Here is an 11,877-nt window from a genome sequence, read left to right as displayed (position 1 = left end):
TACGACAGGAGCAGTCGAAATATGACGGAAACGCTTAACGGCAGGCATGTCGTGGTGACGGGCGGCACTGGGGCGCTCGGCGGCGCGGTTGTCGGCAGATTGCTGGAGCAGGGGGCGATCTGCCATGTGCCCAATGCCCACGCCGCGGCTCCGCCGCACTTTCCTTACGCGGCCCACGCCAGCGTCCACTTGGCGCACAATGTCGACCTCTCGGACTCCGCCAAGGTCGAGGCCTTCTATCATCAGCTTCCGGAGCTTTGGGCTTCGATCCACCTCGCCGGCGGGTTCACCATGGCGCCGGTGGAAAAGATCGAATCGGCGTCCTTTGCCGAGATGATGGACACCAATGCCCGCACCGCCTTCCTTTGCAGCCGCGCCGCGGTGCGCTCGATGCTGGCGTCGGGCACGGCCGGCCGTATCGTCAACGTCACCGCGCGCGCCGGGATCGATCCCAGGCGCGGGTCCGGCATGGTCGCCTATGCCGCCTCGAAGGCGGCGGTTGCCGCGATCACGCAGGCAATGGCCGAGGAGCTGAAGCACAAGGGCATCCTCGTCAACGCGGTGGGGCCCTCGACGCTCGACACGCCGGCCAACCGCGCCGACATGCCAGACGCCGATTTCACCAAATGGGTGAGCCTCGAAGCCGCCGCCGAGGCGATCGCCTATCTTGCCTCGCCCGCCAACCAGGCGATGAGCGGCACGCTGGTGCCGCTTTACGGCCGGGCCTGACCTCACAGATCAAAGTGCAATGAAAAACCCCGCCGGATCGCTCCGGCGGGGTTTTTGTTTGGTTCCTGGCGAAGGAGGGCCTACGCAATTCCGGACGGAAAAACCGCTACGCGGTTTTCCTGGAATGCTCTAGTTGCCCTGCTTCTTCAGCGCCGCGCCCAGGATGTCGCCCAGCGAGGCGCCGGAGTCGGTCGAGCCGTACTGGGCAACCGCTTCCTTCTCCTCGGCGATTTCCAGCGCCTTGATCGAGACCTGCAGCTTGCGGGTCTTCTTGTCGAAGGCGATGACGCGGGCATCGACCTTCTGGCCGACGGTGAAGCGCTCGGGGCGCTGCTCGTCGCGGTCGCGGGAAAGGTCCGAACGCTTGATGAAGGTCTCGAGGCCGCTCTCGACCAGCCGCACTTCCAGACCGCCATCCTTGACCGCGATGACCTCGCAGGTGACGACGGCGTTCTTGCGGAGTTCCCCACTGCTCGCCGCCTCGCCGACCGTGTCGCGGGCCAGCTGCTTGATGCCGAGCGAGATGCGCTCCTTCTCGATGTCGACGTCGAGCACCTGCGCCTTGACCATGTCGCCGCGATTGTACTCTTCGATGACCTGCTCGCCCGGACGGGTCCAGTCGAGGTCGGAGAGGTGCACCATGCCGTCCACGTCGCCTTCCAGGCCGATGAACAGGCCGAACTCGGTCTTGTTCTTGACCTCGCCCTCGACCTGGCTGCCGGCCGGATGGCTGCGCGCGAACGCTTCCCACGGGTTCTCCAGCGTCTGCTTGAGACCGAGCGAGATGCGGCGCTTGGCCGGATCGACCTCGAGCACCACCACGTCGACTTCCTGCGTCGTCGACAGGATCTTGCCGGGGTGCACGTTCTTCTTCGTCCACGACATTTCCGAAACGTGGATGAGGCCCTCGATGCCCGGCTCCAGCTCGACGAACGCGCCGTAGTCGGTGATGTTGGTGACGGTGCCCTTGATCTTCTTGCCGATCGGGAACTTGGTGCCGATATCCGACCACGGATCCGACTCGAGCTGCTTCATGCCGAGCGAGATACGGTGGGTTTCCTGGTTGATGCGGATGATCTGCACCTTGACCGTCTGGCCGATGTTGAGGATCTCGGTCGGATGGTTGACGCGGCGCCATGCCATGTCGGTGACATGCAGCAGGCCGTCGATGCCGCCGAGGTCGACGAACGCGCCGTAGTCGGTGATGTTCTTGACCACGCCTTCGACCACCTGGCCCTCTTCGAGGTTCTGCACGATTTCCGAACGCTGTTCGGCGCGGCTCTCCTCGAGCACGGTACGGCGCGACACCACGATGTTGCCGCGGCGGCGATCCATCTTGAGGATCTCGAAGGGCTGCGGGTTGTGCATCAGCGGCGAGACGTCGCGGATCGGACGGATGTCGACCTGGCTGCGCGGCAGGAACGCCACGGCGCCGTCGAGGTCGACGGTGAAGCCGCCCTTGACCTGGTTGAAGATGACGCCTTCGACGCGCTCACCCTTGGTGAACTTCTCTTCGAGGCGCACCCAGCTCTCCTCGCGGCGGGCCTTCTCGCGCGACAGCATGGCCTCGCCAAGCGCGTTCTCGATGCGCTCGACATAGACTTCGACGGTGTCGCCGACCTTGAGCGAGGAGTCCTTGCCCTTGGCGCCGAATTCCTTCAGCGGCACGCGGCCTTCGACCTTGAGGCCGACGTCGATGATGGCCATGTCCTTTTCGATCGCGGTGATCGTGCCCCGGACAACCTGGCCCTCGCCGGAATGGCCGGCGGTGAATGATTCTTCGAGCATGCTCGCGAAATCGTCGCGAGTGGGATTAGCTACTGACATTGTTTCTCCTGGAGTGCTCCGCTTTCGTAGCGGAGCGGGCGCCGTGGGTTAGCGTTGCGTGAGCCTGCCGGCGTTCCGGGCTGAAGAGCCCTCGGCCGCTTTTCGAGCGGCAAGTCCGGCGCATGAGAATGCTGGCAGGCTGGTTCGTGCCCGATATGGGTATTTTTCCCGCGTTCGGCAATCGCAAGCGTGAGAGAAAACCCGGATCAGGCCTTGCTTCTCTTGGCCAGGACGTCGTCAATGATCGTCATCGCCGCCAGAAACGCGGCCTCTATAGCCATTTCGCTGGTATCAAGCAAGTGCGCGTCGGCGGCCGGCTTGAGCGGCGAGTCCGCGCGGCCCATGTCGCGCTCGTCGCGGCGCTCGATGTCGGCGAGGATGGTGGCGAAATCGGCGCTGCCGCCCATGCTCTCAATTTCGGCCAGCCGGCGCTGCGCCCGCACCGCGGCACTTGCCGTCACATAGAGCTTGATGTCGGCGTCCGGGCACACGACGGTGCCGATGTCGCGGCCGTCGAGCACCGCGCCCGGCGGCGCCTTGGCGAACGCGCGCTGCTTTTCGACCAGGATGCGCCGGACGGTGGGGATGACCGCGACCCTGGAGGCGGCCTCGCCTACCGCATGCGCCGAAAGCACCGTGCGGTCGAGGTTCAAGAGGTCGACCTGACGCGCCGCGGTTTCAGCCGCGGAGACATTGTCGAGCGGCAGGCCGAGCTCGAGCAGCTTATGGGCAACGGCGCGATAGGTGAGGCCGGTGTCGAGCAGGTTCAGCCGGTAATGGTCGGCGAGCCGCCGGGCCAGCGTGCCCTTGCCCGCGCCGGCCGGGCCGTCGATGGCGATGGTGAAGGTCTGGGTCATTAGCGGGGCGACGCAACCGAAGGGCACGATGAGCAAGACAAGCGCCGAGTTCCTTCACACCCCCCTCTGTCCTGCCGGACATCTCCCCCGCAAGGGGGAGATTGGCAGTTCCTATGCCAGCGCCTTCCGTCCAGCGTCGGAGATTGGCGAAAGCCTGCGCGACATCTGATCTCCCCCCTTGCGGGGGAGATGTCCGGTAGGACAGAGGGGGTGCTGTCCCGCCAACATCTCAGTTCGGCTCCAATCCATCCATCGCCTTACTCGATCTCCGCGCCCAGTCCCTTCATCAAACCCATAAATTCCGGAAAGCTCGTCGCGATCATATTCGCGTCGTCGATCGTCACCGGCTTTTCCGTCGCCAGCCCCATGATAAGGAAACTCATGGCGATGCGGTGGTCGAGATGGGTCTTCACCTTCGTATCCTGGCCGTCGGGATGGGCACCCAGCCCCTTGCCGCCGGGCTTGCCGCGCACGGCGAGCGACGCCTCGCCCTCGCTGCAGTCGACGCCATTGAGCTTGAGCCCGTTGGCCACAGCCGACAGCCGGTCGGATTCCTTGACGCGCAGCTCCTCCAGCCCCTGCATCAGCGTCTCGCCTTCGGCGAAGCTCGCGGCGACAGCCAGCACCGGATATTCGTCGATCATCGACGGCGCGCGCTCCGCCGGCACCACGACGCCTTTCAGCTCCGAGGAGCGTACGCGCAGGTCCGCCACGTCCTCGCCGCCGGCATTGCGCGGGTTGAGGATGTCGATGCGGCCGCCCATCTCCTGCAGCGTCAGAAGCAGCCCGGTGCGGGTCGGGTTCATCAGCACGTTCTCGATAGTAATGTCCGAGCCCGGCACGATGAGCGCCGCCACCAGCGGGAAGCCGGCCGAGGAGGGGTCGCCGGGCACGGCGATGGTCTGCCCAATGAGTTTGCCCTGGCCTTCGATGAAGATGTGGCGCACGCCGCGCTCGTCGGTCTCGACGGTCAGGTTGGCGCCAAACCCCTTCAGCATCTTTTCAGTGTGGTCGCGCGTCATCACCGGCTCGATCACCGTGGTGATGCCCGGCGTGTTGAGGCCGGCGAGCAGCACCGCCGACTTCACCTGGGCCGAGGCCATCGGCACGCGATAGGTGATGGGGGCTGCATGTTTCGGGCCGCGCAGCGTGATCGGCATGCGGTCGCCGGGGGCTGCCTTCAACACCTGCACGCCCATTTGGCGCAGCGGCTCCAGCACCCGGCCCATCGGCCGGCCGGAAAGCGAGGCATCGCCGATGAAGGTTGTTTCCATGTCGTAGGTGCCGACCAGGCCCATGGTCAGCCGCGAGCCGGTGCCGGCGTTGCCGAAATCGAGCGGGCCTTCGGGCTCAAGCAGCGCGCCGTTGCCGGTGCCGCGGATCACCCACTCGGCGCCCTTCTTCTCGATATGCGCGCCCATCGCCTTCATGGCCGCACCCGTGCGCATCACGTCCTCGCCTTCGAGCAGACCGGTGATGCGCGTCTCGCCCGAGGCAAGGCCGCCGAACATGAAGGAGCGGTGCGAGATCGACTTATCGCCCGGCACCCTGGCCGTGCCGGAAAGGGCGGGAGACTTGCGGGCCGTTGCTGGTTTAACGGCGGCGGAATGAGACATTTTGTCGTCCAAATGAAATGCCGGCTGGCCGGCTGAGTTCGTCATGGTGCGGCGGTCTCGTATCACGGCGCGGGGCAATGGTCATCCCCTCGCGCGGGCCTTTGAAAAAGCGGGTTTTCAGGACATGTCTTTTGGCTTTGACAGCGCGGAAAACTGCGGTTATGGGGACCATTCTTTTTTTGACGAGGCCTGCTGTGGCAAAAGCTGAACTTGGCACGAAGCGTATCGACCCCGAAACGGGTCGGAAATTCTACGACCTGAACAAGGACCCGATCGTCTCGCCCTATACCGGCAAGAGCTATCCGCGCTCCTATTTCGACGAAGGCAAGATCTCCGCCATCGAGGAGGATGAGGAGGTCGCCGACAAGGAAATCGACGGCGACGAGGAAGAAGGTGCCGAGGTCGTCTCGCTCGAAGAGGCTGATGACGAGGCCAAGGGTGGCGGCGACGATCTTCCCGATATCGGCGACGACGAGGATGATGTCGATCTCGGCGACGATGACGACGACACCTTCCTTGCCGATGAAGAGGAAGAGGACGACGACGTCTCCGACATGATCGGCGTCGGCGACGACGAGGACGAGGTCTGATCTGATCGTTTGCCGGCCATTTTGGCCTGTGACGAAAAAGCGGCTTTTCAAGGCTTGATCTTGACCGAAGGCGGCGCTAGAAGCCGCCAGCACTAAACGACGGCGCGGTTCCCAACCGCGCCGGATCTCTTCGCCGGAAACGGCGCCGGCCGACTGCCGGGAGTGGGGCCATAGCTCAGTTGGGAGAGCGCTTGAATGGCATTCAAGAGGTCGTCGGTTCGATTCCGATTGGCTCCACCAAACAGTCCTTCTCCGACAACGAAGTTGTAGAGTGCGAAAAAATAGTTGCGCCCTTCCAGGTTTAGCTGCGCGTTCCGCAAAGCCTGGAACGAGTGACTTAAAGCGTGTCGCCTGAATACATTTTCGCCGTGACGCGCTTTTAATGCTGCCGTGCCCGACATTTCCCCGACAGCTCGAAGATCGCGGTTCGCAGCTAAAGCATGTCTCCCGAAAGTGGGACCGGTTTCGGGACAAAGACATGTGTAAATTCAATACCTAATGCGCACGGAGCGAATCTGAAAGATCGCGACGCGCTTTAGTCTCACGCCGAATCCCTTCAAGTGTAAGATGAAAAGCTCCGGCTTGACGCCCCTGAAGCTCGATGCGATATCCCATTGAGGCTTGGGGGGATTTACATGAATTTATTCGGAAATTCTAAAATAAGGTTGGCGAAGAATTCGGTTCTTGCAAGTCGTTTATTTTGCTCTTCTGCATCCTTGATTGCAATTGCTGCCGGCCTATGGGCCAGCCAGACCCAGGCCGAGACGATTACCATTTCGACCGCAAGCACCGTCCCGGTGTCATCCATCGTAGACCCGACGGGAACCATCAACGTGACGCAGACAGGCTCCGTCACAACGCAGTCGGGAGGCAATCACGCCATTCAGCCCTACATGTCTCCCGGACTGGGCGCGTGGACGGTCAATGTGGACGGCTCCGTCAAGGTCCTTGACGCGGACAACGAGGTTTACGGTGTCTGGCTGCGCGCGGGCGGAACGGTCAATGTGAGTTTGACCGGCAAGGTCGAGGGTTCGCGCAAGGGCGTCGTGATCGAAGGTGGCGCGGCAAACGTCCAGAACGACGGGCTGATCGCGGGCAGTCGGATTGCCGTGCACGTTCTTGCCGGAGGCACGGTCGAAAACCGGAACACCATGCTGGGGGCGTCGTCTTTGCGACCTCGGCCACGCCCGGAAACTTCATCAACAAAGGGAGCGTTTCAAGCAACGGCGGCGGCTATGGCGTCATCATGAACGGTGGCGGATCGCTCGACAATTCGGGAACCGTCGCGTTTACCAACATCGGCCAGGGGTTCTGGAGCCAAGGAAACATCACCTTCACCAATAGCGGCACCTACACCGCCAAAGGCGACGGTTCATTCTCCACTCCCATCTATGCGGTGCTGCTGCAAAACGGCAACGCCGTGGCAAACAATTCGGGGACCATCGAGGGACGCGATGTCGGCCTGTTCGTTTCGCAGGGAACCGCCGACATCACCAATTCAGGCACGATCACGGCAACAAAATTGCATGCTGTCGCCCTGCAGACCACCGGTGCGGCGTCCTTCAAGCAGACGGCGGGCGCGCTCAATGGCGGCACGCACGGCCTGTCCGTCGTGACATCGGGAGACACGACCGTTTCCATCAGCGGCGGCTCCGTCGCCGGCGGGCTTTCGAGCGCGAGCGGTATCGGTGTCCGCTTCGGCGGCAGCGGCAAGACGCGGATGAGCGTGGCGAATGCGTCCATCACCGGAGCGGCGGCGGCGATTCAGGGCGGAACGGGATCGTTCGACCTGTCCCTCCTTCAGGGGAGCCTCATCAGCGGCGATGTGAAGCTCGGTTCTGGGAACTCGAGCCTCAAGCTGGAAACCGGCGCGTCCATCGAGGGCGACATCGATGCCGAGGCCGGAGTCAACACACTGCTTTTGGCAGGTTCGGGCAGCGGCAGCTTCCGGGGAGACTTCCTGAATTTTGCGTCGGCGCAGGTTGATGCCGCCGGCGGAAAGTGGGTCCTCGGCGGCGATGCCACCTTTGTCAACGGAATGGAAGTGGTCAGCGGGTCGCTTGCCGTCAACGGCAGCCTGACCGGCAATGTAACTGTCAGGACGGGCGCCAGGCTGGGCGGCACGGGGACAGTCGGGGCGACGACAATCGATACCGGCGGCGTGCATGCGCCCGGAAATTCGATCGGCACGCAGACCGTCGCCGGAAACTACGTCAACCATGGCACGCTGCAGATCGAGGCGACGCCCGACGCGGCCGACCAGGTCAAGGTCTCCGGCACGGTCGAAATCACCGGCGCCACGCTCGAGCTGCTGATGTCGCCAAATGCAGCGTCCAGCTGGAACATCTCCAACGGACCCTTCACCATCATCGACAATGACAATACGGATGCGGTGACCGGCGTGTTCGGCGCCGTCAGCAAGAACCTTCTGTTCCTGGACGAGAAGCTCGACTATGCGGGAGGCGACGGCAACGACGTGACGCTGGAACTGGTGCGCAACGACGTCCAGTTCGGCGAAGTCGGCATCACGCCCAACCAGCGGGCGGTCGCGGGCGCCGTCGACAGCCTCGGTTCCGGCAATCCACTGTGGAACGCCATCGCACTGCAAACCGACGTCGAAGCCACCCGCGACGCCTTCGACCAGTTGACCGGCGAGATCCATGCTTCGGCCAAGACAGCCCTGATCAACGACACGCGCCTCGTTCTCGACGCGATCAACGCGCGGCTGCGCGCAGCCTTCTCCGGAACTGGCGCCACTGTTTCGTTGCCCGTGATGGCCTTTGGCGAGGGCGGGCCGGAACTTGCTCCCGCCACGACCGATCGTTTTGCCGCCTGGAGCACCGCTATCGGATCTTGGGGTCGTGCGGACGGGGATGGTGTCGCGTCGCTCAAGCGCTCCACCGGTGGGGTCGTGGTCGGCGTCGACGGTTCTGCCTTCCAAGCATGGCGCGTCGGTGCGATAGCCGCGTATAGCCACACCAATTTCGACGTGAAGGACCGTGCCTCGTCCGGCGATAGCGAGAACTACACCCTCGGACTCTACGGCGGCACACAATGGAACCAGTTCGGCCTGCGCGCCGGCGCGACATACACATGGCACAATATCGAGACAGGCCGAACGGTGGCCTTCCCCGGCTTCGCCGATAGCCTGCAGGCAAAATACGGCGCGGGAACCTTACACACCTTCGGTGAAGCCGGTTACCGTGTCGATACCGGCCCGGCTGCCTTCGAGCCCTTCGCCAATCTCTCCTATGCGAGCCTTCACACCGATGCCTATTCGGAAAGCGGCGGCGCGAGCGTGCTTCATGCCAAGGGCCAGACCACGCAAGCGACCTTCACAACGCTCGGGCTGCGAGCCTCGACCGGTTTCGACCTTTCCGGCATGCGGGCCACGGCGCATGGGACGGTCGGCTGGCGGCATGCCTATGGCGATACGATCCCGTTTTCCACATTCACCTTCGGCGGCTCCGACGCGTTTGCCATAGAAGGCGTGCCGATCGCCAGGGATGTCGCCGTCGTCGAGGCTGCCATTGACCTGAACCTTACCGACGATGCCGTTTTCGGCGTGACCTACAGCGGACAATTGGCTTCAGGCGGCCAGGATCACGCCTTCGGCGCGAGAGTAGGCGTAAAATTCTAATACATCGGCCAAAAGTGAGCAGCGGTTTCGTGCTAAAGCATGTCTCCCGAAAGTGGGAACCGGTTTCGGGACAAAGACATGCGTGAAATCAAAAACCTAAAGCGCATGGAGCGAATCTGAAAGATCGCGACGCGCTTTAGGATTTCTCGCAAAGAAAGTGGGGCTGATCGCTGAAATGCCGAAAATTCGTCGTTCTTCCGCCCCTGTCAGGGAATTTCGGCAGGGACCCGTTCTCTCTCGACTGCCGCCAAACAGTCCTTCTCTGATCCTCGGATTCGCGGCATTCGCCCTCGTTGCCTGCCAATCGGCATCCGAGGCGCCGCCTGCTCCTCCACCTCAACCAACCCCGGCTGCTGTTGCGGCTCCCGCTTCTCCGGATTTGGCGGTGTTGGACCAAACCGTGGCGATCACGCCTCCCGGCAGGGGCATTCCGGCCAGATACGCCGCATTCTCAGGCATATGGGCCGGACGGCTGGATGGAATGTATGAAGGCAAGCTGGCCGTGCTGACGGTTTCTTCAGGCGGGCAGGTGACGGTCAGCTATGCGTGGGGCGATGTGGCCGACTACAAGCCGGGGGTCGCCGACGGCGCCGGCAGGATTGTCGGAAACACATTGAAGCTTGGGCGCCTGCCAAATGGCGCGGACGCCACCTTTACGATGCAGCCTGACGGAACGCTGGCCGCCACCTATGCGCTTGCCGGCCAGACCTATAGGGGCCAGTTCGCCAGGCAATAGTCCACGGAACGGCAGTCGACGAGATTGCCACGGCCGCACCTGGATCGCGGGATTATCCTGGCAGTCCGCACGTCACCCTGCGACGTGCCGGCCAGGTCCGAATCGGCTATGCCTCTCCCATGCAGGAAACATCCCTCTATGCCCCGGTGAAGCGGTTCCTCGAGAGCCTGGATTTCATCGTCAAGGGCGAGGTCGGCGGCTGCGACATCCTCGGGCTGCGCGACGGCGAGCCGCCCGTGGTCGTCATCTGCGAGCTGAAGCTGCAGTTCAATCTCGAGCTCGTCCTGCAGGGTGTCGATCGCGCGGCGGCCTGCGACGAGGTCTGGCTTGCCGCCAGGATGTCGGCGCGCGGCAAGGGCCGTGAGCACGACCGCCGCTTCCGTGCGCTCTGCCGCAGGCTCGGCTTCGGCCTGCTGGCGGTCGACGGAAAGGGTAAGGTGGAGCTGCTGCTCAGCCCGGCCGCCGTGCCGCCGCGGCGCGACCCCAGACGGCGCTCGCGCCTCGTCGAGGAACATCACCGCCGCAAGGGCGACCCGTCCATCGGCGGCAGCACGCGACGAAAGCCCATTATGACCGCCTACCGGCAGGAGGCGATCGCCTGCGCCGCCGCCATGGCCGACGGCCCCAAGCGGCCGCGCGATCTCAAGCCCCTTTCGCCGCGCGCGGCCGGCATCCTGCTGCACAACTATTATGGCTGGTTCGCCAGGGCCGAGCGCGGCATCTACGCGCTGACCGAAGCCGGTCGGGCGGCCGTCCAGTCACATGGGATAGTTGAGGGCCCGCTGCAGGTCGCTCCGTATCAGGCCGATCAGCTCGGCGTGAAGGTCGGCGCGTGAGAGGCTGCCGCCGTCTCATCGATTGAATAGGTTGGCGCGATCAGAAACGTTCGCGATAGTCGCGCGGGTTCGTGCCGAGGGCGCGCAGGAAGCCGCGTCGCATCGTCTCTTCCGAGCCGAAGCCGCAGCGCCGTACTGTCTGGTTCACGGCCAGTCCCTGTTCCAGCATCCGTCGCGCTGCCTCGATGCGTATCTCTTCGACCGCGCGGGCGGGTGTCCGGCCGGTTGCCTTCCGATAGTGACGGGAGAAGCTGCGCGGGCTCATATTGGCGCGTTCGGCCAATGCCGTCAGCGAAAGGTCGCCGCCCAGATTGTCCAGAATCCAGCCATGCAACTTATCGAATCGCCCATCGCCGTCCTGCAGCTTGAGGGTCTGGCTGAACTGCGCCTGGCCGCCGGGACGTTTCAGGAAGACGACCAATTCGCGCGCCACCGCAAGCGCCATGCGTCGGCCAAGGTCGGCCTCGACGAAAGAAAGGGCGAGATCGATGCCCGCCGTCACGCCGGCGGACGTCCAGACATTGCCGTCGCGAATGAAGATCGGGTCGGGTTCCAGGCGGATCGCCGGAAAGCGTTGGGCGAACTCCGCGCAACGTCCCCAATGGGTAACCGCGCGGCGGCCGTCGAGCAGACCCGCCGTCGCCAGCAGCATGGCGCCGCTGCAGACGGAAGCTGTGCGGCTGGCATCGCGCGAGCGGCCGATGATCCACTGGACAAGCTGGGGATCCTCGCAGGCCGCGTTCACACCCCATCCGCCAGGCACGATCAGCGTGTCGATCTCGAGCCCGCGCGTCGGCAGCGCCGCGGTCTCCAGCACGAGGCCGGCGGATGTCCTGATCCGCGGCGAAGCGGCGACGACCAAGACCTCGTAGGCAGCCGCCTCGCCGGCCTGCGTCCTGAAGTCGTTGGCGCTGGCGAACACCTGCAGCGGCCCGCTGACGTCGAGGAGTTGGACGTCGGGATAGGCAAGGATTTCGATGCGGCGCATGGGTTTGGCCTGAAACGAGGGATGAATGGCGATCGCGCCAAAGCATGATGCCTTAGAT

The 11,877-nt window shown here is 63.9% G+C and carries 10 protein-coding genes and 1 tRNA gene; 7 read left to right on the top strand and 4 right to left on the bottom strand.

Translation table 11 applies throughout. From position 1 onward, the window contains the following. Positions 1-21 precede the first annotated feature (21 nt). On the top strand, positions 22-729 hold the full coding sequence (locus EJ071_RS02020) for an SDR family NAD(P)-dependent oxidoreductase (RefSeq protein WP_126096580.1): 708 nt from the start codon (positions 22-24) through the stop codon (positions 727-729). Positions 730-858: 129 nt separating this feature from the next. Here EJ071_RS02020 and rpsA read toward each other — a convergent pair whose 3' ends face one another. The 3 genes from rpsA to aroA all read right to left on the bottom strand — a co-directional run bounded on the left by rpsA (position 859) and on the right by aroA (position 5,029). Further along, positions 859-2,556: a 30S ribosomal protein S1 gene (rpsA, locus tag EJ071_RS02015; protein ID WP_126096579.1), complete on the bottom strand. Its 1,698-nt coding sequence runs from the start codon at positions 2,554-2,556 to the stop codon at positions 859-861. Between the two features lie 206 nt (positions 2,557-2,762). Further along, positions 2,763-3,413: a (d)CMP kinase gene (cmk, locus tag EJ071_RS02010; RefSeq protein WP_126102449.1), complete on the bottom strand. Its 651-nt coding sequence runs from the start codon at positions 3,411-3,413 to the stop codon at positions 2,763-2,765. Positions 3,414-3,670: 257 nt separating this feature from the next. Continuing rightward, positions 3,671-5,029: a 3-phosphoshikimate 1-carboxyvinyltransferase gene (gene aroA, locus EJ071_RS02005; RefSeq protein ID WP_126096578.1), complete on the bottom strand. Its 1,359-nt coding sequence runs from the start codon at positions 5,027-5,029 to the stop codon at positions 3,671-3,673. A 194-nt stretch (positions 5,030-5,223) separates the two neighbouring features. Here aroA and EJ071_RS02000 point away from each other — a divergent pair, with 194 nt between their 5' ends. From EJ071_RS02000 to EJ071_RS01975, 6 genes are all read left to right on the top strand, one after another. Then, positions 5,224-5,619: a TIGR02300 family protein gene (locus tag EJ071_RS02000; RefSeq protein ID WP_126096577.1), complete on the top strand. Its 396-nt coding sequence runs from the start codon at positions 5,224-5,226 to the stop codon at positions 5,617-5,619. Between the two features lie 164 nt (positions 5,620-5,783). Then, a tRNA-Ala gene (locus EJ071_RS01995) sits at positions 5,784-5,859 on the top strand. A gap of 395 nt (positions 5,860-6,254) precedes the next feature. Continuing rightward, entirely contained in the window at positions 6,255-6,869 is a 615-nt protein-coding gene (locus EJ071_RS01990) for a hypothetical protein (RefSeq protein WP_126096576.1), read from the top strand. Further along, on the top strand, positions 6,866-9,259 hold the full coding sequence (locus EJ071_RS01985) for an autotransporter domain-containing protein (protein ID WP_126096575.1): 2,394 nt from the start codon (positions 6,866-6,868) through the stop codon (positions 9,257-9,259). Before EJ071_RS01990 ends, EJ071_RS01985 begins: the two co-directional genes overlap by 4 nt. 385 nt (positions 9,260-9,644) lie before the next feature. After that, complete coding sequence (locus EJ071_RS01980; RefSeq protein WP_245460155.1) at positions 9,645-9,995, top strand: hypothetical protein; 351 nt, start codon at positions 9,645-9,647, stop codon at positions 9,993-9,995. Positions 9,996-10,114: 119 nt separating this feature from the next. Further along, on the top strand, positions 10,115-10,831 hold the full coding sequence (locus EJ071_RS01975) for a DUF2161 family putative PD-(D/E)XK-type phosphodiesterase (protein WP_126096574.1): 717 nt from the start codon (positions 10,115-10,117) through the stop codon (positions 10,829-10,831). A gap of 40 nt (positions 10,832-10,871) precedes the next feature. Here EJ071_RS01975 and EJ071_RS01970 read toward each other — a convergent pair whose 3' ends face one another. After that, positions 10,872-11,819 (bottom strand): GlxA family transcriptional regulator, encoded by a 948-nt coding sequence (locus tag EJ071_RS01970; RefSeq protein ID WP_126096573.1) that lies wholly within the window; start codon positions 11,817-11,819, stop codon positions 10,872-10,874. Between the last annotated feature and the right edge of the window lie 58 nt (positions 11,820-11,877).

The sequence above is a fragment of the Mesorhizobium sp. M1B.F.Ca.ET.045.04.1.1 genome (genome assembly GCF_003952465.1).
Lineage (GTDB): Bacteria > Pseudomonadota > Alphaproteobacteria > Rhizobiales > Rhizobiaceae > Mesorhizobium > Mesorhizobium shonense.
Note: the sequence above shows the minus strand (reverse complement) of the source record. Positions and strands in the feature narration are given on the sequence as shown.